Source organism: Escherichia sp. E1130 (assembly GCF_005781065.1).
GTDB lineage: Bacteria > Pseudomonadota > Gammaproteobacteria > Enterobacterales > Enterobacteriaceae > Escherichia.
The window spans coordinates 400,971-425,511 of the sequence record NZ_VATL01000012.1; the positions used below are offsets into that span (position 1 = coordinate 400,971).

At 45.3% G+C, this 24,541-nt stretch carries 19 protein-coding genes and 1 pseudogene; 12 read left to right on the forward strand and 8 right to left on the reverse strand.

Annotated elements, in window-relative coordinates:
- Window positions 1–104 precede the first annotated feature (104 nt).
- The 3 genes from modA to modC are packed head-to-tail and all read left to right on the forward strand — an operon-like array spanning window position 105 to window position 2,628.
- Window positions 105–878, forward strand: a complete 774-nt coding sequence (gene modA / locus FEK66_RS12580; protein WP_130209930.1) for a molybdate ABC transporter substrate-binding protein — start codon at window positions 105–107, stop codon at window positions 876–878.
- A complete protein-coding gene (modB, locus tag FEK66_RS12585; RefSeq protein WP_000604034.1) occupies window positions 878–1,567 on the forward strand; it encodes a molybdate ABC transporter permease subunit in 690 nt (229 codons plus the stop codon). Before modA ends, modB begins: the two co-directional genes overlap by 1 nt.
- A 2-nt stretch (window positions 1,568–1,569) precedes the next feature.
- Entirely contained in the window at window positions 1,570–2,628 is a 1,059-nt protein-coding gene (gene modC, locus FEK66_RS12590; RefSeq protein WP_130209932.1) for a molybdenum ABC transporter ATP-binding protein ModC, read from the forward strand.
- Here modC and ybhA read toward each other — a convergent pair whose 3' ends face one another.
- A complete protein-coding gene (gene ybhA / locus FEK66_RS12595) occupies window positions 2,629–3,447 on the reverse strand; it encodes a bifunctional pyridoxal phosphate/fructose-1,6-bisphosphate phosphatase (protein ID WP_000213425.1) in 819 nt (272 codons plus the stop codon).
- A 154-nt stretch (window positions 3,448–3,601) separates the two neighbouring features.
- Between ybhA and pgl the strand changes: the two genes are divergently transcribed.
- A complete protein-coding gene (gene pgl / locus FEK66_RS12600; protein ID WP_130209934.1) occupies window positions 3,602–4,597 on the forward strand; it encodes a 6-phosphogluconolactonase in 996 nt (331 codons plus the stop codon).
- Window positions 4,598–4,638: 41 nt separating this feature from the next.
- Here the strand turns inward: pgl and FEK66_RS12605 are convergent, their stop codons facing one another.
- Window positions 4,639–5,592 carry a LysR family transcriptional regulator gene (locus FEK66_RS12605; RefSeq protein WP_135406229.1) on the reverse strand — a complete coding sequence of 318 codons (954 nt, stop codon included), beginning with the start codon at window positions 5,590–5,592 and terminating at the stop codon, window positions 4,639–4,641.
- Window positions 5,593–5,775: 183 nt separating this feature from the next.
- On the opposite strand from FEK66_RS12605, the gene FEK66_RS12610 reads away from it, so the two are divergent.
- The 4 genes from FEK66_RS12610 (at window position 5,776) to FEK66_RS12625 (ending at window position 11,795) form a co-directional block, all read left to right on the forward strand.
- Window positions 5,776–6,828, forward strand: a complete 1,053-nt coding sequence (locus tag FEK66_RS12610) for a 4-oxalomesaconate tautomerase (protein WP_135493573.1) — start codon at window positions 5,776–5,778, stop codon at window positions 6,826–6,828.
- 75 nt (window positions 6,829–6,903) lie between these two features.
- The gene (locus tag FEK66_RS12615) at window positions 6,904–8,337 is read left to right on the forward strand and encodes an anion permease (RefSeq protein ID WP_130259791.1); all 1,434 of its coding nucleotides are present in this window, start codon (window positions 6,904–6,906) and stop codon (window positions 8,335–8,337) included.
- Between the two features lie 182 nt (window positions 8,338–8,519).
- A complete protein-coding gene (locus FEK66_RS12620) occupies window positions 8,520–10,781 on the forward strand; it encodes a hydratase (RefSeq protein ID WP_135493574.1) in 2,262 nt (753 codons plus the stop codon).
- Between the two features lie 360 nt (window positions 10,782–11,141).
- Window positions 11,142–11,795 (forward strand): hypothetical protein, encoded by a 654-nt coding sequence (locus FEK66_RS12625; RefSeq protein ID WP_131161687.1) that lies wholly within the window; start codon window positions 11,142–11,144, stop codon window positions 11,793–11,795.
- 47 nt (window positions 11,796–11,842) lie between these two features.
- Here FEK66_RS12625 and FEK66_RS12630 read toward each other — a convergent pair whose 3' ends face one another.
- From FEK66_RS12630 to FEK66_RS12640, 3 genes and pseudogenes are all read right to left on the reverse strand, one after another.
- Window positions 11,843–13,126, reverse strand: a complete 1,284-nt coding sequence (locus tag FEK66_RS12630; RefSeq protein ID WP_130259788.1) for a putative acyl-CoA thioester hydrolase — start codon at window positions 13,124–13,126, stop codon at window positions 11,843–11,845.
- A gap of 134 nt (window positions 13,127–13,260) precedes the next feature.
- Window positions 13,261–14,163 (reverse strand): annotated as a pseudogene (locus FEK66_RS12635) (tyrosine-type recombinase/integrase); the annotation flags it as partial.
- A gap of 66 nt (window positions 14,164–14,229) precedes the next feature.
- Window positions 14,230–14,481, reverse strand: a complete 252-nt coding sequence (locus tag FEK66_RS12640; RefSeq protein ID WP_000532176.1) for an Arc family DNA-binding protein — start codon at window positions 14,479–14,481, stop codon at window positions 14,230–14,232.
- A 146-nt stretch (window positions 14,482–14,627) separates the two neighbouring features.
- Here FEK66_RS12640 and FEK66_RS12645 point away from each other — a divergent pair, with 146 nt between their 5' ends.
- Complete coding sequence (locus FEK66_RS12645; RefSeq protein WP_135493578.1) at window positions 14,628–17,273, forward strand: phage tailspike protein; 2,646 nt, start codon at window positions 14,628–14,630, stop codon at window positions 17,271–17,273.
- A gap of 46 nt (window positions 17,274–17,319) precedes the next feature.
- Here FEK66_RS12645 and FEK66_RS12650 read toward each other — a convergent pair whose 3' ends face one another.
- Window positions 17,320–18,624 (reverse strand): glycosyltransferase family 2 protein, encoded by a 1,305-nt coding sequence (locus FEK66_RS12650; protein WP_138211470.1) that lies wholly within the window; start codon window positions 18,622–18,624, stop codon window positions 17,320–17,322.
- 594 nt (window positions 18,625–19,218) lie between these two features.
- On the opposite strand from FEK66_RS12650, the gene FEK66_RS12655 reads away from it, so the two are divergent.
- The 3 genes from FEK66_RS12655 to FEK66_RS12665 all read left to right on the forward strand — a co-directional run bounded on the left by FEK66_RS12655 (window position 19,219) and on the right by FEK66_RS12665 (window position 22,005).
- Complete coding sequence (locus tag FEK66_RS12655; RefSeq protein ID WP_135493621.1) at window positions 19,219–19,506, forward strand: hypothetical protein; 288 nt, start codon at window positions 19,219–19,221, stop codon at window positions 19,504–19,506.
- A gap of 251 nt (window positions 19,507–19,757) precedes the next feature.
- Window positions 19,758–20,711, forward strand: a complete 954-nt coding sequence (locus FEK66_RS12660; protein WP_138211471.1) for a DUF4365 domain-containing protein — start codon at window positions 19,758–19,760, stop codon at window positions 20,709–20,711.
- 361 nt (window positions 20,712–21,072) lie between these two features.
- Window positions 21,073–22,005, forward strand: a complete 933-nt coding sequence (locus FEK66_RS12665) for a hypothetical protein (RefSeq protein ID WP_135493579.1) — start codon at window positions 21,073–21,075, stop codon at window positions 22,003–22,005.
- A 687-nt stretch (window positions 22,006–22,692) separates the two neighbouring features.
- On the opposite strand, the gene FEK66_RS12675 is transcribed toward FEK66_RS12665, so the two are convergent.
- Both FEK66_RS12675 and bioA read right to left on the reverse strand, forming a co-directional pair.
- On the reverse strand, window positions 22,693–23,169 hold the full coding sequence (locus tag FEK66_RS12675) for a kinase inhibitor (RefSeq protein WP_135493581.1): 477 nt from the start codon (window positions 23,167–23,169) through the stop codon (window positions 22,693–22,695).
- Between the two features lie 58 nt (window positions 23,170–23,227).
- Window positions 23,228–24,517, reverse strand: a complete 1,290-nt coding sequence (gene bioA / locus FEK66_RS12680) for an adenosylmethionine--8-amino-7-oxononanoate transaminase (protein WP_135493582.1) — start codon at window positions 24,515–24,517, stop codon at window positions 23,228–23,230.
- Window positions 24,518–24,541 lie beyond the last annotated feature (24 nt).

The window sequence follows — 24,541 nt, forward strand, 5'->3', positions numbered from 1 at the left end:
ATATTTTTTCTATCTACCTCTCAAAGGTTAACAATAACTGCTGGGAAAATTCTGAACTTGCCGTTATATTGACGCCTACATAACGTTAAATAAAGGGGTTACAAATGGCTCGTAAATGGTTAAACCTGTTTGCCGGGGCGGCGCTCTCTTTCACTGTTGCTGGCAATGCGTTGGCGGATGAAGGGAAAATCACGGTTTTTGCCGCAGCATCACTGACCAACGCGATGCAGGATATCGCTACGCAGTATAAAAAAGAGAAAGGCGTAGACGTCGTTTCTTCTTTCGCCTCCTCTTCTACTCTGGCTCGTCAGATTGAAGCAGGTGCGCCTGCGGATCTGTTTATTTCTGCCGATCAGAAATGGATGGATTATGCAATTGATAAAAAAGGAATTGATACCGCCACGCGTCAAACCTTGCTCGGCAATAGCCTGGTCGTTGTAGCACCGAAAACCAGCGAGCAGAAAGAGTTCACCATCGACAGCAAAACTAACTGGACCTCTCTGCTGAATGGCGGCCGCCTGGCGGTTGGCGATCCGGAACATGTTCCGGCTGGCATTTATGCGAAAGAAGCTCTGCAAAAACTGGGCGCATGGGATACGCTCTCCCCGAAACTGGCTCCGGCAGAAGATGTTCGTGGGGCGCTGGCGCTGGTCGAACGTAATGAAGCGCCGCTGGGTATTGTCTACGGTTCTGACGCAGTTGCCAGCAAAGGGGTAAAAGTGGTCGCCACTTTCCCGGAAGATTCGCATAAAAAAGTGGAATATCCGGTTGCCGTCGTGGAAGGGCATAACAACGCGACAGTGAAAGCATTTTACGATTATCTGAAGGGACCGCAGGCTGCGGAAATCTTTAAACGTTACGGATTTACAACTAAGTAATGATACTGACCGATCCAGAATGGCAGGCGGTTTTATTAAGCCTGAAAGTTTCTTCCCTGGCTGTGCTGTTTAGCCTGCCGTTTGGGATCTTTTTTGCCTGGTTACTGGTGCGTTGCACGTTTCCGGGCAAAGCTCTGCTCGACAGCGTACTGCATCTACCGCTGGTGTTACCGCCCGTGGTTGTCGGTTACTTGCTGTTAGTTTCTATGGGACGGCGCGGATTTATCGGCGAACGCCTGTATGACTGGTTTGGCATTACCTTCGCGTTTAGCTGGCGCGGCGCGGTTCTCGCTGCCGCAGTCATGTCTTTTCCGTTGATGGTGCGGGCGATTCGTCTGGCGCTGGAAGGGGTTGATGTCAAACTGGAACAGGCCGCAAGAACGCTGGGGGCTGGGCGCTGGCGTGTTTTCTTTACTATCACGTTACCGCTGACGTTGCCGGGAATTATCGTCGGTACAGTACTGGCATTTGCTCGTTCGCTCGGTGAATTTGGTGCAACCATCACCTTTGTTTCTAACATTCCAGGTGAAACGCGAACCATTCCTTCTGCCATGTATACCCTGATCCAGACCCCAGGCGGTGAAAGCGGCGCGGCGAGACTCTGCATTATTTCTATTGCGCTGGCGATGATCTCCCTGTTGATTTCAGAATGGCTGGCCAGAATCAGCCGTGAACGGGCGGGGCGATAATCATGCTGGAACTGAATTTTTCCCAGACCTTGGGCAACCATTGCCTGACCATTAATGAAACGCTGCCCGCCAATGGCATCACTGCTATCTTTGGCGTCTCCGGTGCCGGAAAAACTTCGCTGATTAACGCCATTAGTGGACTGACGCGCCCGCAAAAAGGGCGGATTGTCCTCAATGGTCGGGTACTAAATGATGCCGAAAAAGGTATCTGCCTGACGCCGGAAAAGCGTCGCGTTGGCTATGTGTTTCAGGATGCACGGCTGTTCCCGCATTACAAAGTGCGTGGCAATCTGCGCTACGGCATGTCGAAAAGTATGGTCGATCAGTTCGATAAGCTGGTGGCGCTTTTAGGCATTGAACCGTTGCTTGACCGTTTACCGGGCAGCCTGTCCGGAGGCGAAAAACAGCGTGTGGCAATTGGTCGGGCATTGCTGACGGCTCCGGAATTATTATTGCTGGATGAACCACTGGCGTCGCTGGATCTTCCGCGCAAACGCGAGCTATTGCCTTATCTGCAACGGCTGACGCGGGAAATCAACATTCCGATGCTGTATGTCAGTCATTCGCTGGATGAAATCCTCCATCTGGCGGACAAAGTGATGGTACTGGAAAACGGCCAGGTGAAAGCTTTCGGGGCGCTGGAAGAAGTGTGGGGCAGTAGCGTGATGAATCCGTGGCTGCCGAAAGAGCAACAAAGCAGCATTCTGAAAGTAACGGTACTGGAACATCATCCGCGTTACGCAATGACCGCGCTGGCGCTGGGCGATCAGCATTTATGGGTTAATAAGCTGGATGAACCGCTGCAAGCCGCGCTACGCATCCGCATCCAGGCTTCCGATGTTTCTCTGGTTTTACAACCGCCGCAACAAACCAGCATCCGCAATGTGCTGCGCGCAAAAGTCGTCAATAGCTATGACGATAACGGCCAGGTGGAAGTGGAACTGGAAGTCGGCGGTAAAACGCTGTGGGCGCGAATAAGCCCGTGGGCCAGGGATGAACTGGCGATCAAACCTGGCCTGTGGCTATACGCGCAAATTAAAAGTGTGTCGATAACCGCCTGATTAAATCAGGTGGCTATAAATAAACTGGGCGATGCTGTCGGTGGTATTGTCACCAATCACGATATTGGCGCGTGCTTTTACCGCGTCATCGGCATTGCCCATCGCTACACCCGTTCCGGCAGCCTCCAGCATACTGATATCATTGAAGTTATCGCCGAATGCGACTACGTTTTCCATCGACCAGCCTTGCGCCTCAACCCATTTCGTCAGGCGTTTGCCTTTACTGTTGCCGCCGCGTGCAATATCAACCTGATCGTGCCAGGACCATTCACACTCCAGACCCAACTCATGTTCAACATGCTTACCAAAATGCTGTAACTGCGGCAGGTCATCGTGCGTCAGAGCGAACTTCCACACGGCGTTAACTTGTTGCGCCGTTTCAGCCAGAGAAGCGACTTGTGTGAAAGTCGGGCGTTGTTCCGGCGGCAAAGTCTGCGCCCAGTTAGACGTGCGAATGACATGTCCGGTCGGATGCTCATAGACCATTGCGTCATCCACATACATCAGACCGTGAATGTGGTGTTCATTCAGCATCTCGATGAGTTGCAGGGCTTTGTTAACGGGCATTGGATCGGCTTCAAGCACAGTTTTTGCATGATAATCATACAAATAGGTGCCATTACAGCAAATAGCAGGTGTATCCAGCGCCAGCGCCTGATAAAAAGGATGAATAGCGACGTGATGGCGACCCGTGACGATAATCAATTGGTAACCTGCTTCGCGAGCGCGGGCAAGCGCTTCAATCGATGAGGGAAGCAGAGTCTTTTTCGGGGTCAATAAGGTGCCGTCTAAGTCGAGAGCAATCACGCGTGTGGTCATGGCGTTTTCCAGATTAAGGTTAAGAATTTTCGTCTGCACGAATGGTACACCGATACCACTATCGGACAAAATTCTGCGTTTTAATTCAGCATTCACCGCCAAAAGCGACTAATTTTAGCTGTTAAAGTCAGTTGCTAAATGCAAAGGAGCATTCATGAAGCAAACAGTTTATATCGCCAGCCCTGAGAGCCAGCAAATTCACGTCTGGAACCTGAATCATGAAGGCGTGCTGACGCTGACACAGGTTGTCGATGTGCCGGGGCAGGTGCAGCCGATGGTGGTCAGCCCGGATAAACGTTACCTCTACGTTGGCGTTCGTCCCGAATTTCGCGTTCTGGCGTATCGCATTGCACCAGATGATGGCGCACTGACATTTGCCGCAGAGTCTGCGCTGCCGGGTAGCCCGACGCATATTTCCACCGATCACCATGGGCAGTTTGTCTTTGTCGGCTCTTATAATGCGGGTAACGTGAGCGTAACGCGACTGGAAGATGGCCTGCCTGTGGGCGTTGTCGATGTGGTTGAGGGACTGGACGGCTGTCATTCCGCCAATATTTCACCAGATAACCGCACCCTGTGGGTTCCGGCATTAAAGCAGGATCGTATTTGCCTGTTTACGGTCAGCGATGACGGTCATCTGGTGGCGCAGGACCCCGCAGAAGTGACTACCGTTGAAGGGGCCGGTCCGCGTCATATGGTGTTCCATCCAAACGAACAATATGCATATTGCGTCAATGAGTTAAACAGCTCAGTGGATGTCTGGGAACTGAAAGATCCGCACGGCAATATCGAATGTGTCCAGACGCTGGATATGATGCCGGAAAACTTCTCCGACACCCGTTGGGCGGCTGATATTCATATCACCCCGGATGGTCGTCATTTATACGCCTGCGACCGTACCGCCAGTCTGATTACCGTTTTCAGCGTTTCGGAAGATGGCAGCGTGTTGAGTAAAGAAGGCTTCCAGCCAACGGAAACTCAGCCGCGCGGCTTTAATGTTGATCACAGTGGCAAATATCTGATTGCCGCCGGGCAAAAATCGCACCATATCTCGGTATACGAAATTGTCGGCGAGCAGGGGCTGCTGCATGAAAAAGGCCGCTATGCGGTAGGGCAGGGGCCAATGTGGGTTGTGGTGAACGCACACTAACCGCTGATTTACCCGGCGCTGAATCTCCTGCGCCGGGAGTATTAGCCTATCTCCTGTAACGCGTGTCTCTGGCGTTCGACGATATTGGTCCACAAATTGTCTTTATCGTCAGTCCATAAATTAATCAGCAAGGCAAAAAAGCGTTCTGCTGCTGGAGAAAGTACGGCATCTTTACGGCGAATTATTCCCAATGTCCGACGTATAACGGGTTCCACCAATGGGATACCAATAATCGAAGAATAGGGCGCATGAGGCATTGCCAGGCCAGGAAGCGCCGAAATCCCCAGTCCCGCTTCCACCAATCCTAATGACGTCGAAAGATGACGCACTTCATAAAACCAGTCCAGTTTCCAGGGCTTGTCGGACAATCTTTGCTCAATTAGCAGTCGGTTGCCGCTGGAGGAACGCACGCCAATCATTTTGTAACCTACTAACTCCTGCCATTCCACTAGCTGCTTTTTGGCCAATGGATGGTCACGCCGACAGGCCAGCACGAACGGCTCATTGACCAGTGGGGTAAAGTCAATGGATGAATTTGTGACATTGTTCATGTTTATGCCAAAGTCAGATTCATTGCACAGCACCGATTCCATGCAATTATTCGTACCTTGTTCCAGAATCCGCACTTTAATATTGGGATACAGCTCATTAAATTTACCGATAGCCAGCGGTAAAAAATAAAATACGGCGGTCGGAATACACGCTAACGTCACCATACCACGATGATAAGCATTCATATCACGAATACTAAAAAGCGTTTCATCGAATTTCTTTATTAATTCCCGCGCCTCCGGGAGCAACCTTTTTCCTGCTTTTGTTAACGTAACCTTGCGAGTTGTACGCTCAAAAAGTTGAATATGTAAATCTTCTTCCATCTTTTTTATTCTTCGCGTTAATGCAGGTTGCGTAATATTGAGTAATTTAGCGGCATTGTTAAATGAACTGGACTCTGCCAGTATGACAAATGCCTTCATACCTGATAATTCATGCTTCATTATTACTCCGAAAAATGGAAGCGGTGCATTTTAGTGATTTACAGTTAAACAGTTTAACTGCAATTTAATCACTTAAATTAATGAAAAAATGTTATTAATCGTGGAGCTAAAGTCATTAGAGATGCTTTGCCCTTAATGTAACCATATCGCAATAAGTTATGTTTTTAAATTGAGGGCATTATTATGAAAAAAATACCCTGCGTGATGATGCGAGGTGGAACCTCGAGGGGCGCGTTCCTGTTAGCGGAACATTTACCCGAAGATCAAACGCAGCGCGATAAAATATTGATGGCAATTATGGGTTCCGGTAACGATCTGGAAATAGACGGTATCGGCGGCGGTAATCCGCTGACCAGTAAAGTCGCCATTATTAGCCGTTCCGACGATCCGTGTGCTGATGTCGATTATCTGTTTGCTCAGGTTATCGTCCATGAGCAGCGTGTTGATACGACACCAAACTGCGGCAATATGCTGTCTGGGGTTGGGGCATTCGCCATTGAAAATGGTTTGATTGCAGCGACATCACCGATCACCCGTGTGCGTATCCGCAACGTCAATACTGGTACGTTCATCGAAGCTGATGTGCAAACGCCAAATGGTGTTGTCAAGTACGAGGGTAGCGCCAGAATTGATGGTGTGCCAGGGACAGCCGCACCGGTCGCTCTCACTTTCCTGAATGCAGCAGGAACAAAAACCGGAAAAGTCTTCCCGACTGATAAACAGATTGATTATTTTGACGATGTTCCAGTGACCTGTATTGATATGGCGATGCCAGTCGTCATTATTCCGGCTGAATATCTGGGCAAAACAGGCTATGAATTACCGGCGGAACTGGATGCCGACAAAGCATTATTAGCCCGCATTGAATCTATCCGTCTGCAAGCGGGTAAAGCAATGGGCTTAGGCGATGTTAGTAATATGGTTATCCCTAAACCTGTGCTTATTTCTCCAGCGCAGAAAGGCGGGGCAATTAATGTGCGTTATTTTATGCCGCATTCTTGCCATCGCGCACTGGCGATAACTGGCGCTATTGCCATTTCCAGTAGCTGTGCATTGGAAGGCACCGTCACCCGACAAATTGTCCCTTCTGTGGGGTACGGCAATATCAATATTGAACACCCCAGTGGTGCGCTTGACGTTCATTTAAGTAATGACGGTCAGGATGCCACAACGTTACGTGCATCTGTTATTCGGACGACCAGAAAAATATTTTCCGGTGAAGTTTATCTTCCCTGAAAAATTTCGTTGTCGTGATAAGGACAATCAATAAAGGACTTCTGTATGAGTCATACAGAAAGAACAGGATTTTAAATGAATAAGAAATCGTTATGGAAGCTAATTCTGATATTAGCGATCCCATGTATTATTGGCGTTATGCCAGCCCCGGCAGGATTAAGCGAACTGGCATGGGTACTTTTTGGTATTTACCTGGCGGCGATTGTGGGGCTGGTTATCAAGCCTTTCCCGGAACCTGTCGTACTGTTAATTGCCGTTGCTGCCTCGATGGTGGTGGTCGGTAACTTATCCGACGGTGCGTTTAAAACCACCGCCGTATTAAGCGGTTACTCTTCAGGTACCACCTGGCTGGTGTTCTCGGCGTTTACCTTAAGCGCCGCATTTGTGACCACCGGCTTAGGCAAACGTATTGCCTATTTGCTGATTGGTAAAATTGGTAGCACTACCCTGGGTCTGGGTTACGTTACGGTATTCCTCGATCTGGTACTGGCTCCGGCAACACCGTCTAACACCGCGCGTGCGGGCGGCATTGTGTTACCGATCATCAACAGCGTGGCGGTGGCTTTGGGGTCAGAACCTGAAAAAAGCCCGCGTCGTGTCGGACATTACTTGATGATGTCCATTTACATGGTCACCAAAACCACCAGCTATATGTTCTTTACCGCAATGGCGGGGAACATTCTGGCGCTGAAAATGATCAACGACATTCTGCACCTGCAAATTAGCTGGGGTGGATGGGCGCTGGCCGCCGGATTGCCGGGCATCATTATGCTGCTGGTTACTCCGCTGGTGATTTACACCATGTATCCGCCAGAAATTAAAAAGGTGGATAACAAAACCATCGCCAAAGCGGGCCTTGCTGAACTGGGGCCGATGAAAATCCGTGAAAAAATGCTGCTCGTTGTCTTTGTGCTGGCACTGCTGGGCTGGATTTTCAGTAAGAGCCTGGGTGTTGATGAATCTTCAGTGGCAATCGTTGTTATGGCGACCATGCTGCTGCTGGGTATTGTTACCTGGGAAGACGTGGTTAAAAATAAAGGCGGCTGGAATACCTTAATCTGGTACGGCGGTATTATCGGCTTAAGCTCATTATTATCGAAAGTGAAATTCTTCGAATGGTTAGCTGAAGTCTTTAAAAATAACCTGGCATTTGATGGCCACGGTAACGTTGCTTTCTTCGTTATTATTTTCCTTAGCATCATCGTGCGTTATTTCTTCGCTTCCGGTAGTGCCTATATCGTTGCCATGTTGCCGGTATTTGCCATGCTGGCGAACGTCTCCGGCGCACCGTTAATGTTAACCGCGCTGGCACTGTTGTTCTCCAACTCCTATGGCGGCATGGTTACTCACTATGGTGGCGCGGCTGGTCCGGTCATCTTTGGTGTGGGTTACAACGATATTAAATCCTGGTGGTTGGTCGGTGCGGTACTGACGATATTAACCTTCCTGGTGCATATCACCCTCGGCGTATGGTGGTGGAATATGCTGATCGGCTGGAACATGCTGTAAATATACTCGTCATACTTCAAGCTGCATGTGCGGCGTCTGCGTTCGCTCACCCCAGTCACTTACTTATGTAAGCTCCTGGGGATTCACTCGCTTGTCGCCTTCCTGCAACTCGAATTATTTAGAGTATATCCATTTATTATCTTTCTGCGCACTTCACGGTGCGCAGATATCTGGAGCATTTGATGATCAAGTTATCTGAAAAAGGCGTGTTTCTCGCCAGTAATAACGAAATAATTGCCGAAGAACATTTCACCGGCGAAATAAAAAAAGAAGAAGCAAAAAAAGGCACTATTGCCTGGTCAATACTCTCTTCTCATAATACGTCCGGAAATATGGATAAACTTAAAATTAAGTTTGATTCATTAGCCTCTCACGATATTACCTTTGTTGGTATTGTACAGACCGCTAAAGCGTCCGGTATGGAACGTTTCCCGCTGCCGTATGTGCTGACCAACTGCCATAACTCACTCTGTGCTGTGGGCGGCACCATTAACGGTGATGACCATATTTTTGGTTTATCGGCGGCCCAGCGTTATGGCGGTATTTTTGTGCCTCCGCATATTGCGGTCATCCATCAATATATGCGTGAAATGATGGCAGGCGGCGGCAAAATGATCCTCGGGTCAGACAGCCACACCCGTTACGGTGCATTAGGGACAATGGCAGTCGGTGAGGGCGGCGGCGAGCTGGTAAAACAACTGCTTAATGACACCTGGGATATCGACTATCCGGGCGTGGTTGCGGTGCATCTGACCGGAAAACCTGCGCCGTATGTGGGGCCGCAGGATGTGGCGCTGGCTATCATCGGCGCCGTGTTCAAAAACGGCTACGTCAAAAACAAAGTGATGGAATTCGTAGGTCCCGGTGTTGCTGCGCTCTCTACCGATTTCCGTAACAGCGTTGACGTGATGACCACTGAAACGACCTGTTTAAGTTCTGTCTGGCAAACCGATGAAGAAGTGCATAATTGGCTGGCGCTGCACGGTCGCGGCCAGGATTACTGCCAGCTTAATCCTCAGCCAATGGCGTACTACGATGGCTGCATCAGCGTTGATTTAAGTGCCATCAAACCGATGATTGCGCTGCCGTTCCACCCGAGCAACGTGTATGAAATCGACACGCTGAACCAGAATCTGACTGACATTCTGCGTGAGATTGAAATTGAGTCCGAACGCGTGGCGCATGGTAAAGCCAAACTCTCGCTGCTGGATAAAGTGGAAAATGGTCGCCTGAAAGTGCAGCAGGGGATTATCGCTGGCTGTTCTGGCGGTAACTATGAAAACGTTATCGCCGCAGCAAATGCGCTGCGCGGTCAATCCTGTGGCAATGACACCTTCTCGCTGGCGGTTTACCCGTCATCACAGCCGGTGTTTATGGATCTCGCCAAAAAAGGTGTGGTAGCAGATTTGATTGGCGCAGGCGCAATCATCAGAACTGCGTTCTGCGGCCCATGCTTTGGCGCGGGCGATACGCCAATCAACAACGGTTTGAGTATTCGCCACACCACGCGTAACTTCCCGAACCGCGAAGGCTCTAAGCCAGCCAATGGGCAGATGTCAGCGGTGGCGTTGATGGACGCTCGCTCTATCGCTGCGACTGCGGCAAACGGTGGCTATTTAACCTCTGCCAGCGAACTCGATTGCTGGGACAACGTGCCGGAGTACGCCTTCGATGTAACGCCGTATAAAAACCGTGTTTATCAGGGTTTTGTGAAAGGGGCGACTCAGCAACCGCTGATCTACGGACCGAACATTAAAGACTGGCCGGAATTAGGCGCGCTGACTGACAATATCGTCCTCAAAGTGTGCTCGAAGATCCTCGACGAAGTGACCACCACTGACGAATTGATTCCTTCCGGTGAAACCTCTTCGTATCGTTCAAATCCAATTGGTCTGGCGGAGTTTACCCTGTCACGCCGTGATCCGGGTTATGTTGGCAGAAGTAAAGCCACTGCCGAGCTGGAAAATCAGCGTCTGGCGGGGAATGTCAGCGAACTGGCAGACGTTTTTGCGCGTATTAAGCAGATTGCTGGTCAGGAAAATATTGATCCGCTGCAAACTGAAATTGGCAGCATGGTCTATGCGGTCAAACCAGGCGATGGTTCTGCGCGTGAGCAGGCGGCGAGTTGCCAGCGTGTGATTGGCGGTCTGGCGAATATTGCCGAGGAGTACGCGACTAAACGCTACCGTTCTAACGTCATCAACTGGGGGATGTTACCGCTGCAAATGGCGGAAGCACCGAATTTTAACGTAGGTGATTACATTTACATCCCTGGCATTAAAGCTGCGCTGGATAATCCAGGTATGACGTTTAAAGGTTATGTGATCCATAAAGATGCGCCGGTAACGGAGATTACGCTCTATATGGAAAGTCTGACTGCTGAAGAGCGCGAGATTATCAAAGCGGGTAGTTTGATTAACTTCAATAAAAACCGTCAGATATAGCAGAGCAAGGGATACCAATGTTTTCATTGGTATCCCTCTCATACAGCAATTATATTTCTATCAATTAATTATTATCCATTCGATTAATGGTATGCGTCACATTATTTATCCACATTGTGGATGTGTTGGTGTTTTAATATAACCAATGATGATGAATATTGTAAATTGTTACTAAGAAATGATTTCTCTGTCGCAATAATATGTCTATCTTAAAGATGCTTTGGCGAGATATATGGCTCCATGGTTACAATTGTAGTAAGGGAGTTTGATGATATTTTTGTATCGTAATTTAAAGATGCAATATTCAAAATGATTGCTTATATATCTATTGTTACATAACTATTGATAACAGGTGGTTTTATGAAGTGGGGTATGTATTTATTCTTTTTATCATTATTGCAGATTCTATTTCTGATAAAAATGAAGTCGTTATCTAAAGCGTGTAAAATTGAAAATAGCTATTTAGTTATGCAGCCGGTATCTTTACCTATAAAAATTTTCACCAGCAGTTTGTGTATAATGGCATTTTCATTTTTTATCGGTTTTATTCGCAATTGTCAAGTCGTAACTGAAAATAATATACACTTTTTAACAGGTATGGATAATCTGATGGCATGGTTGCTTGGAAGTGGATTAATGGTTGGCATTAGTGGTTTGCTAATACCCTATTTTTTTATCAAAGCTATCGAAATTTCAGACAAAGGGATTGTGATTGAAAATGTGGATGTTCCATACTCATTAAAAAAATTTTCTGCAGGAAATAACGTCAGGGTATTTATTCAGTTTTATTTGAAAGGGAAAAAATATGTTTATGCGACGACCAGCAAAAATGAACTGGAGTGGGAGACTAAAGCGGAAGGGATAAATTTTCCTGAAACAGATGCTAAAAAAAGATTAATTAGTGTATTGGAGCGAAATAAGAAAAACGCTAAAGTTATTTTCTTTCCGTTATCGATAAAAATTGCAGCGGTTTTATTTGTCATGATGTTAATATTGACTTTCATGACTTTATAATTCCGGATGAGATGTATACACATCACCATCCGGTAATTTTAAACGTATTACTTCTTCGCTTCTGCAACCACTTTGCTACCCACGCCGCGGTTATTGTATTCCCACATGCGGTTGTAGTTAGTGTCATTCAGATTGCGCTGTACTTCGTCGCTATCGTCAACGCTGCCGGTATTACCCGCAAATGGACGATTGGAAATCACCGCATCGGCCCACGGTTTAGCCGTGTTAAAACCTTCGTTGATGGCGCTATCACGGATCACCACCTGACCGTTGGTATTGGCATCAACATCCAGCGAGCGGCCCAGTTGCGCCACGCCATCACCGGAAGCATTGAAACGGCTGTTTACGGCGAGGAAACCGTAATAGATGTTAGACAGCGTAGCCGGTGCAAACACATACGCTTCTTGCTGAGTACGGGAGTTCACCACGCGGAATTCGGTATTATCGAACACCACCGCGCCGCGACCAGAAACGATATCCACATCCCCTTCAATATAGCTATTCGTCACCAGAGTACGCGGTTGACGATTGGTTTCCAGACGGTTTTGCACACCACTGTTGGTGACAAAGAAGGTGTTCTGACGACCGAGAATGTTGACGTTATTGATCTGCACTTTGTCGCCATCAGTACGCAGTGCCACCGCCGGATGGTTACCCGCATCTACGCTATCGCCCAGCGTGTTTTCGATGGTCAGGTTTTGCAGTTGCAGGCCATTGTTTTGTGACCAGAAAACCGCAGAACAGAGCACGCCAATACTGTCGCTGCGTTTGCTCTGGCAGCTATCGTACATGTACCACGCTGGTTTACCTGGCATATATTTGCCGCGCGGGTTGACGTCGTGACGCCAGTCGGCAGGACTCATGCCACCATCAAGGGAAAGCCCAATCTTCACATCAATCGGTTTTTCGCCTGTACCGTAGACGGTGATTCCACCCGGAGCTGCAGGGACATAGACCGTGCCTTCATACTCACCTGGCATCACAGCAATATATTGGCGTTTATTGGTACGTTTGATAATTGCCGCATCCACCGCTGCCTGAATAGTCGTGTGCGTCACGCCCGGTGTACCCGCCGGGCCGACAACAAAGTCAGGTTGCGCAGGCAGAGTAATCGGGGAAGGATTCCACGCCGCAGCACCAGGCGTCAGGGACGCAAAATAGTGTTGAGCATCGAAATTCTGCGCTTCTTTTGCCGACAGAATCGGGCGAGAAGAGGTACCAGGCGCGGTTTGATCAGAAGGACGTTGATCGGGCGGTGTTGAGCTACAGGCGGTCAGCGTCACGCCAAAAGCCAATGCCAGCGCCAGACGGGAAACTGAAAATGTGTTCACAGGTTGCTCCGGGCTATGAAATAGAAAAATGAATCCGTTGAAGCCTGCTTTTTTATACTAAGTTGGCCTTATAAAAAAGCATTGCTTATCAATTTGTTGCAACGAACAGGTCACTATCAGTCAAAATAAAATCATTATTTGATTTCAATTTTGTCCCACTCCCTGCCTCTGTCATCACGATACTGTGATGCCATGGTGTCCGACTTATGCCCGAGAAGATGTTGAGCAAATTTATCGCTTATCTGCTTCTCATAGAGTCTTGCAGACAAACTGCGCAACTCGTGAAAGGTTGGCGGATCCCCTTCGAAGGAAAGACCTGATGCTTTTCGTGCGCGCATAAAATACCTTGATACTGTGCCGGATGAAAGCGGTTCACGACGAGTAGATGCAATTATGGTTTCTCCGCCAAGAATCTCTTTGCATTTACCAAGTGTTTCCTTCATTGATATCCCGAGAGCATCAACATGCAATGTTGTAGGGATGGCAATTTTTACGCCTGTTTTGCTTTGCTCGACATAAAGATATCCATCTACGATATCAGACCACTTCATTTCGCATAAATCACCAACTCGCTGCCCGGTAACAACAGCCAGTTCCATTGCAAGTCTGAGCCAACATGGTGATGATTCTGCTGCTTGATAAATTTTCAGGTATTCGTCAGCCGTAAGTCTTGATCTCCTTACCTCTGATTTTGCTGCGCGAGTGGCAGCGACCGGGTTTGTTGTTATATGGCCTTCAGCTATTGCCTCTCGGAATGCATCGCTCAGTGTTGATCTGATTAACTTGGCTGACGCCGCCTTGCCCTCGTCTATGTATCCATTGAGCATTGCTGCAATTTCTTTTGTGGTGATGTCTTCAAGTGGAGCATCAGGCAGACCCCTCCTTATTGCTTTAATTTTGCTCATGTAATTTATGAGTGTCTTCTGCTTGATTCCTCTGTTGGCGAGGATTTTTTCGTAGCGATCAAGCCATGAATGTAACGTAACAGAATTATCACTGTTGATTCTCGCTGTCAGAGGCTTGTGTTTGTGTCCTGAGCCACTTTTTATGTCTTATGGCTCGACAGGGAGTTCAAGCTATACAAGCACTAATAAAACCCACCGTCAGGTGGGTTTTTTGTACAAATCCTTCAGCGTATCAAACACCATCTTCTTAACAAGTTCGGACTGCTCATCAGCGATTCGTTCCGCATCGTCTCGATAGCCTGAAATTTTGGATGGCTTTGATACAGCATCAGTCACTATCTGAACTAATTCTGAATTAAGAGAGCGGCCATTGGATTTGGCTCGCTGTTTTAGTTTTTCCTTTAATTCGTAAGGTAGCCGCAGATTAAATTGCGGGTCATCTCTTCCCATTCTTGATGCCTCGCTTTTGTGAGTGGATCGGCATCTTATTATCTGCTGGTTGCATCCTCAATAAGACCACAGTGGTCTCTTTGTTTGATTAATAATGCATCACTGTGGCAATGCTGCGGCGATTCCTTGTATCTGGAGCAAATTAAATGACAGACATTACAGCTAATGTTGTAGTGAGTATGCCTTCGCAACTCTTCACTATGGCGCGTTCTTTTAAAGCCGTAGCCAATGGTAAAATTTATATCGGTAAAATTGACACTGACCCGGTAAACCCTGAAAACCAGATTCAGGTTTATGTAGAGAACGAAGATGGCTCTCATGCTCCTGTTTCGCAACCAATCATCATTAACGCTGCTGGATATCCGGTATATAACGGACAGATTGCCAAGTTCGTAACTGTGCAAGGCCATTCTATGGCTGTTTATGATGCGTATGGTGCACAGCAGTTCTATTTTCCTAATGTGCTGAAGTATGACCCGGATCAGTTTAAACAAAAAGTATTATCAAATGATATGCTAAATATGTCTCCTCTTTATTTTGGAGCTAAGGGGGATGGGATTAGCGATGATACTGAAGCATTTGTCGCGTTGGAAATGGATATAAAAAATAGGGTTATTGATTTAAGTGGAAGAGCATTTTTTGTTACTAAAAGTTTTATTAAAAATAGCTATATAAATGGTTCTTTTATTCGTGATGGCAGTAAACGAATTGCGATTGGTGATCTTAAAGTAAGAGATAAAAGAGAGCCATTGATATTTTCCGGAATGCCAAAAGTATATAACACCAGACACACGTTGCGCAGAACTGAAGGTGCGGGAGGTTTATATGCGGTCATTCAAGGGTGTTGTTATGATGAAATTAACGACAAGATTTTTACTTTATCATCTACCACAGCATACGGTTATTGCATTAATGCCTTTGACGTGACGAATTCTGGTGAACTAGGAAGATACGACAGAACTCGTTCTACTGAACTTGGGCATCAGGGGCTTGGATTGCATCATAATCCTGATGGTACTGTCGTGCTGTGGACATCGAAGCCTTATGGAACTGATGCCGCCAATCAATGTATTTCGATGGAAAATATATTGAGTTACACAGGGACAACTAACGGAGTATCTGAAGGTTTTATCACCTGGAAGTTGTTCCCCTATGATGGAATGAGCGCAAGCTCTACTCCAACTGTATCAAGTTGTGAAAACTATCTCCTTGCCAAGAAAATTTCATCGGATGGAATTACCTGCACGGTTCGTGTTTTCGACATAGTCAGCATGTGGAATAACAGAGCTCATAAAACTGATTATAGTGATGATTATTTAGTTGAGTTTAGCTATCAAAAACCATCACAAGAAGCATTTACCCAATCAATTGCTTGCGATGGGGCATACATTTACATACTTGAGTCACATACGTATGTTGGCATGACTAATTATATTTACGTATTTGACTTAACAGGCAGGTTTATTGAGCGAGTAGATATTTCAACTGTTGGTGATGATGAAGCAAAATCTGATAGTACAGGAACTCCTGTTTATAAAGAGCCTGAGTCCCTAACAGTAATTAGAACGGAGAGTGGGTATGTTTTAACGCTGGGGATATGCACATATAAAGGAGTTGCTGAGAACGGGAAAAATGTATATCTGTTTGATATAGGCAGGTCTGGTTCGGTAGTGCAAAGCAAAGCAAGCCGTTCTGTATCCAGTAATACTGGTCTTCATAGCTCTGGCTCCCCGGAGTACAAATATGGAGTAAGGGAGTATAATGATACTTTTCACTGGACAGTTTGGCCAACAAGAAAGGGTATTCAAACTAACCGGGATAACCCTATATTGTTCCTTGATGGCGGAATTACTGGTGGAATGCAGTTAGCTTCAAATGGTACGGAAGGGATGAGCAACTCTTGGGTTTCTCGGCATCAGTCAGATACCGCAGAAGGACCAAGAGCAATAATGTATAAATCTCGTTCTGGTGTTGTATCAACTGATAATTTTGGAGCCCTGCAGACAGGGGATGTATTGGGTACTCATGTATGGGCCGGTGATACGGGTAGTAAGGCTGTGCAATGCGCAAGCATTAAATGCGTCACAAGAGGCAATCCTTCCGGAGAAAATATCCCAGTTGCTTTTTACTTTGGAACTATGGGAGAGAGTGACGGCTTGCGTGACAGATGGGTATTAACAGAATTAGGTCATTTTCGACCATCAGGTTCAAATCTCTATGATATTGGTACACAGTCGAATACTGTCAGAAATCTGTACATCAATAATAGTCCAATTGTAACCAGCGACAGAAATTACAAGCAGGATGAAACTTCATTATCTGATGCAGAACTGCGGGTTGGAATGGCTATTTACCCGCTGATAAAAAAATTCAGAATGAAGGATGCTGTAAAAGAAAAAGGCTTATTAGCGCGTGAGCATATCGGTGTAATTGCGCAAGATATACAATCCATCTTTGAATCGGCAGGGCTTGATGCATTTTCTTATGGGGTTCTTTGTTATGAAGAGTGGAATGACGAGTTCGAGAAAGTCTATGCAACAAGAAATGTGACCAGGAAAATTTTGGTTGATGAAGAGTCTGGTCAATATGATGAAATCACAGAGGAAGAAGAGTATGAAACGGGTGAGGTAAGGCTACTTGTAGAATCAGGAAGGAAATTATCAGTGCGCTATGACGAGTTAATGTTTCTGGCAATGAGCGCACTATATCATCGCCATGAGCAGGATATTGCCAATATCACATCAAAGATTAATGATCTGGAAAGATTATTAAAATTAACACTAAATGGTTGATATGTGATACTTTTAATGTATGCCCAGCTACATGCTGGGCAATGTTTTAAATTTCAGCTATAAAACCTTCATAATTATTTTGTAAAAAAGGTTTGATGAACTTACGCTGAGGGGTATAAATCATATCCTGATTTACTAAATCTGAGCGGATATTGAAAGTGGTTGAGAGCATGTTAAAGAACATCCGTTTCTTTTGCTCGTTGCCACCTGCTTTACCACATATTTTTTCCATCATTTCAAGGCATATCACCAGCCACGCATTGTAAAGCTTGGCCTTTTCTTCATCCGTTTTTTCGCAAAAGTAAATAGTGTTAATGATCGAGTTGAGAATGAAATGCCTGTCCTCAAGAGGGAATTTTTGTCGTGATAAATGACTTCCGTCATGAAGTGTTATGTGATAATAATCTTTGTCGGCAAGAATGGATATATTCTTAGCTACAGACAAAACGTGAACCATAAATATTTTATCTTCAGCTACAGTGATAGCAGGATTAAAGAGTATGTTATGCTCTTTAAGCATGTTTCTTCGGAAGAATTTGAATATGGCTAATGACCGCAATAGATGGTGCTTGGTTATATCGGCTTTATCTACAATTTTTACTTTGTATGGACGGGTCGGCACCTTACGATTACCATCTGATGCAATTTTGAAGTAAACAATATCACTATTATTTTTATCAGCAATATGAACCCCTCTCTCAAGAAGGGTTTCGTCAATATAATCATCAGAATCCATGAAGAAAATATAACGCCCTTTTGCTGCTTTTATCCCTTCATTTCGCGGGGTTGAAGCGTTACCTGAACCAATTTCTCGGCGAATAATTCTGTAGTTAATATCCGGTGATATATTATATTCTATAGCGGCAATGCTTTTGTCACTTGAACAATCATCGACAAAAATAACCTCAAAGCGATCCTTATTAATTGTTTGGTTATTAAGTGAATTAATGCATTCAAGAATAAGTTTTTCGCGGTTGTGCACAGGTATAACTACACTAACATCAATAGGGTGACAAGAATTAATGATGTTAATTACACTTGTTACTTTTAGAAGGGAAGAAGCCAATGCAGATGTAAGATTTGCCTCTGATGATATACGTTCTTTATTTTCCCCCTTCGCAATTGTGAAGTTAAACGGATTGCTTCTTGGTACGAAATCAACATTTAAATTTTGTTTATCAATTGGTTGACTATATGAGAAATCCAGAGCAAATTTCACGCCATTATATTCAAAATCAACAACGAAGCAATTTTCATTGTATAACCATGCTTTTTTTATGTAGTCATTTAATGGTGACTGTTTAAAAAAATCCACTATATTTTCAGATGTGGCAGTAATATCATTTCTCATATTGTAGCCTCTAATATTAGTAGTGTTTATGAATGTTCAAAATTCTATCATCATAACATGAAGCATTATATCTCAGCATTGTAACATCATTTAATGATGTCATCTGTATACCGTGCTGCAATGCGGCGAGGTATAGTTAATGTGTGTGATAGTTTTCTTGGTTATTATTTTGTTGGTGATAAGTGAAACATGATTAAATCTGTCAAAGTACATCCTGAACGTCTTTCAGCGAAGCTGAATTATAAGTGTACAAATAGTGGGTGAGAAGTTATGTCCATATAAAAAACCCCGCATTCTCTCGAAAGCGGGGAAGGCTTGAAACAAAATTAATGGTACAAATTGACGACTGATTATTTTATTCTTTATTAGAATAAAAGTGAATATGATAGTTTTTTGTGAGTGATCTTTGTGAAAATAGCCCGTGGAAGCAACGGGCATAAAACGCGGAACGGCTTAAGTTTTATATGATTTAAGTTGCAGATTCTATCATGTATATCATTCACAGTGAAGCAAGCAATTCCGTAACGTGGGTTACAATGTTTTCCGATTTAATAACAAAGGTAATTATGCTGTGGTTTCGTCGAAGAATTTATGATGGATATAACCTCAATTCTTCATGTACTTTGTGCTGTGGCTGCGCAGATACTGGTTGGTATTTTTACCGGAAACTTGGCTTACGGAGCGATAGCTGGTTGTACGTTCTTCATTGCGCGTGAACACACCCAGGCAGAATATCGCTGGATTGAAATGTTTGGGCATGGCAAGCGGATTAACATGCCGTGGTGGAGCGGTTTTGATCCGCGCGCTTGGGATGGAGGAAGCCTTATGGATTTTTCTGTGCCGGTGGTGGCGTGTCTGCTGGTCTGGCTGTTTATCCGTTAAACATAAAAAGCCGCAGCAACTTGTCATGGCAGAATACTGCGGCTGGCTGGTGAACTTCCGATAGTGCGAGTATTGAATGATTTCCAGCTGTTATCGATTTTACGTATTTTTTGCATGAGAGGATTTCCACCACCTCCCACCAACCATCTATGACTGTACGCCACTATCTCTAGGGCTGCTATGTGTCTGAGGCGGACAATGTAAATTTTATAGTGTAATATCTCTTTTTATTTAGTTAAGTAGGTGGTACTGTGCCAAAGAAAAGACGCTCAATTAATCAAGTAAAAGAAGAAATTTCTGTTACGGTTCTGCGAAAGAAACTACCTCGTGAATGGGTTGTGCATAGTTATGGCGCCGATTATGGTATTGATTGCGTCGTTGAATTATTTGACTTTATTGATGAAAGTGAAACTGTAGCAGAAACCCTTGGCGAAAATTTCTTTGTACAACTAAAATCGTCAGACTGCATTGAATATACTTCCCGCAAAGTTTACAAACGTGGAAATGTAGCAAAAAGTAAGTTAACAGAAAATAAAGATGATTTTGTTGAAATTCCTGTTGCCAAATTTCAGTTGGATATATCAGATATATTGACCGTGCAATCTATTGGTATTGCAATTCCAGTATTGTTGATACTAGTTGATACTAATACAGAAAAAGCATATTTTGTTTGTCTCAATGATTACATAGACAAAGTTCTCATCCCAGAAGACCCCGTGTTTTCACAAAGGAATTCAAAGGTTATCCATATACCTCTTGAAAACGAAATTTTGGATGATGAATATGCACTTGTCCCATTACGTGTATATGGCAAAAGATCAAAAATGTATGGAGCATTCTCTCTTTTTAATTATCAATTAAAAGAGATTAATCGAATGCAAGGTAAAGCGACTGCACCACATTCAGTCTCTTTTGAAGATACCGTTGAAATGATAAAGAATTTTATCGTAATTGCCCTAAGGCAAGACATTTGGTCTGGGCATGAATTTTGGGAACCAATGGTATGGAGCCACAAAGAACTGCTCGAACTTAAAATTGACATTGATAAGGAATTAAAGCCTGAAGATTATGAACATTTTTTGACTTGCTGCTCTGAATATATTTGGCATCGGTTAACAAATCTTTCAAATATGTACGAAGAACTTGTTAGAGAATGGTTCATGCCAACATACCTTGCAACATTAACATCATCCCGTCCTAAATAAAAATGGCAGCATAAGGATGGAAACCCTGAGTGTCACACTAAGGAGCAAATTAATTAATCTGCCGCCCATATCTCATCATACCATCGTGTTATTTCCGATTATCGCTGTGGATTCAACGTGGTGATGCAACGTTATCTTCAAAAGATTAATCTTTCCAAGATTACGAGAATTGGTATTTAGAACAAAAAATTCGCAATATTTTACTAGCGATAAAAATTGACATGGATGCAAGAATGCTATAGAACATTCGCTGTTTTTCATCGCTAGTGAGTGACATTCATAATGTAATTATATTTGTGTTGTTATTAAATAAGCCTTTTAAACACACATTTTCTTGGGTTGCTTGAGATATGAGGAAACTATGTTTTTTAATATAAATGAAGTGAAGCCACAACTTGACGAATTAGTGTCATTCCTAAAAGATTCGGATGTCATCCCCAAAACTGGTTCTGGTTTGGAAGATGATTATTTAGAAGCAATGGATTATATTGAAAAATACAACCAAACACCACAACCGACTCTATCCGAAAAGGGACGGATTGCAGTTATGGGATTACATGAATTATATCGGTGGATTTGGTCTGTCAAAGATTGTGAAGAATTTGACAAACTCATTCCTCATTTAAAACTTTTAGTTGAAGCTGTTCCTAAAATTAATAGAAAAACTAATTTTTTGAGTAACGTTACAGGTAAGCAAGACGACAAAACCAATAAATTCATTGAGCTAATTTTTGGTTTATTTGCGGTATCAGCAGGAAAAAATGTCACCTTGGATGATCCCATTAATTCCTCTAATGGCTCGAACCCTGATATAATATTCGATTTTAATGATACAGTCACATCTGTTGCTTGCAAGACATTAAACAGTAATAATCCCAAAACTGTGGTTGATAACATCCGATCTGCTGCAAAGCAGATTAATCGCGCACAATGTAATACTGGTTATATTTTATTGAATGCAATGAATATTGCGGAACATGCAAAAATAGAAGGGATCTTGTATGCCAATCCCCATCAAGCTATTAATATTATCACCCACGATATCAACGAAACAATAAGTAAAGCCAAAATAGAATCAAAAGATGAAATTGAGGAGATATTTAAAAAATACCCTAAGGCATGTCCTCTGACAATTATTGTTTTACATTCATCAACAAGAATCGAAAGCCTCCTTGGGAATATAGCAGTATCGTTAAAAATAACATTGGTTGATAACATTTTAGACGCAGACTTTATTCAACCTGAAAATTACGTTCTGCCTGAAGCATTTAATAATTTCCTCCATAATAGATGATGCCCCATTACTAAAAGAGGTAAAATATTTCTGACGGCGAATCAGCGAGGAAGCGGCACTCAACATTTTCACCCAGAACGTTTAGATAGAATGGACACTTTTGGGGCCGCTTTGTGCTGTGAGTCCAATCGATGGACGCAACACACTTATTGAACAGCTCTGCGGGTGATTCATAGTCTAGCGTTTTTCTCGGCCTTTCGTTGAGCTGTCTGGCAACACTGTTAAGTCTTTGCTGGGTGTGGGGAAGTCGTGAAAGAAAAGAAGACAACTGCGTCGTTTGACATCACTGCTATCTTCTTACTGGTTATGCAGGTCGTAGTGGGGGGGGGGCGCACAAATCTTTGCACTGGATTGCAAGACTTTGTGCTTCTCCGGAGTGCGACAGGTTTGATGGCAAAAAATTAGCGCAAGAAGACAAAAAATCACCTTGCGCTAATGCTCTGTTACAGGTCACTAATACCATCTAAGTAGTTGATTCATAGTGACTGCACATGCTGTGTTTTGCAGTATTATGTAGTCTATTATTTAGACTAAAACCATCATAACACATTGATATTGGTTATTTTTCCTGTTTCTCATTCAGCTTTTTTATACTAACTTGAGCGAAACGGGAAGGTAAAAAGACAAAAAGTTGTTTTTAATACCTTTAAGTGATACCAGATGGCATTGCGCCATCTGGCAGAGTGATTAACTGAACATCGCGGTAATCGATGCGCTGGCGAGAGAGTGGAAATGGACGTTAAACCCGACCATCGCGCCGCTGGCACCTTCATCGACATCAATACGTTCTACATCCAGCGCGTGAACGGTAAAAATGTAGCGATGCGTTTCGCCTTTCGGCGGCGCGGCGCCATCGTACCCGGTTCTACCAAAATCGGTACGCGTCTGCAAAACGCCGTCCGGCATTGCTACCAGACCAGAGCCAAACCCCTGCGGCAATACGCGGGTATCAGCGGGTAAGTTAACCACCACCCAGTGCCACCAGCCGGAGCCGGTTGGCGCATCCGGGTCATAGCAGGTGACAACAAAACTTTTGGTTCCTGCAGGAACATCATCCCACGCCAGATGCGGCGAAATATTATCGCCATCGTAACCCATGCCGTTAAAGACATGACGATGTGGCAGCTTATCGCCATCGCGCAGATCATTACTGATGAGTTTCATGAACCCTCCTTTCTTGTTTGCAGAAAGTGTAGCCAGAAACCTTCAGGCTGACTGCTCGTTATTGGCAAAAAAATGTTTCATCTTGTACCGCACGGTTAACCGCTGCGGTCAGGCGCTGCAACTGTTCAGGGCGAATAATATAGGGCGGCATCAGGTAAATTAGCTTGCCAAAAGGCCGGATCCAGACGCCCTGTTCGACAAAGAATTTTTGCAGCGCTGCCATATTCACCGGGCGAGTGGTTTCGACCACGCCAATTGCCCCCAGCACGCGCACATCGGCAACCATTTCGGCATCACGGGCGGGGGCAAGTTGCTCGCGCAGCTGTACTTCAATAGCCGCCACCTGTTGCTGCCAGTCGCCAGATTCGAGAATCGCCAGGCTGGCGTTTGCTGCCGCGCAGGCCAGCGGATTGCCCATAAAAGTTGGCCCATGCATAAAGCAACCGGCTTCGCCGTTACTGATGGTTTCTGCAACCTCACGCGTGGTAAGCGTGGCGGAAAGGGTCATCGTGCCGCCGGTTAAGGCTTTACCGAGGCACAAAATGTCCGGCGCGATTTCTGCATGTTCGCAGGCAAACAGTTTGCCGGTACGACCAAATCCGGTGGCGATCTCGTCAGCAACTAGCAAGATACCTTCACGGTCGCACATTTTGCGGATTCGTTTTAACCATTCCGGATGGTAGATGCGCATCCCGCCTGCGCCCTGGACAATCGGTTCAATGATCACCGCCGCGATTTCATGGCGATGCGCTGCCATCAGGCGGGCAAAGCCCACCATATCGCGCTCATCCCATTCGCCATCCATACGGCTTTGTGGAGCCGGAGCAAACAAGTTTTCTGGCAGATAGCCTTTCCACAGGCTGTGCATTGAGTTGTCCGGATCGCACACCGACATCGCGCCAAAGGTATCGCCATGATAACCATTGCGGAAGGTCAGAAAACGCTGGCGCGCTTCGCCTTTGGCCTGCCAGTACTGCAACGCCATCTTCATCGCCACTTCCACCGCCACGGAACCGGAGTCCGCGAGAAAAACGCATTCCAGCGGTTGCGGCGTCATTGCCACCAGTTTGCGGCACAGCTCAATGGCTGGCGCATGGGTGATACCGCCAAACATCACATGCGACATAGCATCAATTTGCGACTTCATCGCGGCATTAAGCTGCGGGTGATTGTAGCCGTGGATCGCCGCCCACCAGGACGACATACCGTCAACCAGGCGTCTACCGTCAGACAAAATCAGCTCGCAACCTTCGGCGCTCGCCACCGGATAAACCGGCAGCGGGGAGGTCATGGATGTGTATGGGTGCCAGATATGGCGTTGGTCAAAGGCAAGATCGTCCGTTGTCATAATCGACTTGTAAACCAAATTGAA

What these genes read in the sequence shown, in the direction of transcription:
- ybhA (WP_000213425.1), bottom strand. Translation starts at nt 3,447, where the DNA reads ATGACCACACGCGTGATTGCTCTCGACTTAGACGGCACCTTATTGACC.
- modC (WP_130209932.1), top strand. Translation starts at nt 1,570, where the DNA reads ATGCTGGAACTGAATTTTTCCCAGACCTTGGGCAACCATTGCCTGACC.
- FEK66_RS12625 (WP_131161687.1), top strand. Translation starts at nt 11,142, where the DNA reads ATGAAGTGGGGTATGTATTTATTCTTTTTATCATTATTGCAGATTCTA.
- FEK66_RS12665 (WP_135493579.1), top strand. Translation starts at nt 21,073, where the DNA reads ATGTTTTTTAATATAAATGAAGTGAAGCCACAACTTGACGAATTAGTG.
- FEK66_RS12655 (WP_135493621.1), top strand. Translation starts at nt 19,219, where the DNA reads ATGGATATAACCTCAATTCTTCATGTACTTTGTGCTGTGGCTGCGCAG.
- modA (WP_130209930.1), top strand. Translation starts at nt 105, where the DNA reads ATGGCTCGTAAATGGTTAAACCTGTTTGCCGGGGCGGCGCTCTCTTTC.
- FEK66_RS12620 (WP_135493574.1), top strand. Translation starts at nt 8,520, where the DNA reads ATGATCAAGTTATCTGAAAAAGGCGTGTTTCTCGCCAGTAATAACGAA.
- FEK66_RS12605 (WP_135406229.1), bottom strand. Translation starts at nt 5,592, where the DNA reads ATGAAGCATGAATTATCAGGTATGAAGGCATTTGTCATACTGGCAGAG.
- modB (WP_000604034.1), top strand. Translation starts at nt 878, where the DNA reads ATGATACTGACCGATCCAGAATGGCAGGCGGTTTTATTAAGCCTGAAA.
- pgl (WP_130209934.1), top strand. Translation starts at nt 3,602, where the DNA reads ATGAAGCAAACAGTTTATATCGCCAGCCCTGAGAGCCAGCAAATTCAC.
- FEK66_RS12610 (WP_135493573.1), top strand. Translation starts at nt 5,776, where the DNA reads ATGAAAAAAATACCCTGCGTGATGATGCGAGGTGGAACCTCGAGGGGC.
- FEK66_RS12640 (WP_000532176.1), bottom strand. Translation starts at nt 14,481, where the DNA reads ATGGGAAGAGATGACCCGCAATTTAATCTGCGGCTACCTTACGAATTA.
- FEK66_RS12675 (WP_135493581.1), bottom strand. Translation starts at nt 23,169, where the DNA reads ATGAAACTCATCAGTAATGATCTGCGCGATGGCGATAAGCTGCCACAT.
- FEK66_RS12650 (WP_138211470.1), bottom strand. Translation starts at nt 18,624, where the DNA reads ATGAGAAATGATATTACTGCCACATCTGAAAATATAGTGGATTTTTTT.
- bioA (WP_135493582.1), bottom strand. Translation starts at nt 24,517, where the DNA reads ATGACAACGGACGATCTTGCCTTTGACCAACGCCATATCTGGCACCCA.
- FEK66_RS12645 (WP_135493578.1), top strand. Translation starts at nt 14,628, where the DNA reads ATGACAGACATTACAGCTAATGTTGTAGTGAGTATGCCTTCGCAACTC.
- FEK66_RS12615 (WP_130259791.1), top strand. Translation starts at nt 6,904, where the DNA reads ATGAATAAGAAATCGTTATGGAAGCTAATTCTGATATTAGCGATCCCA.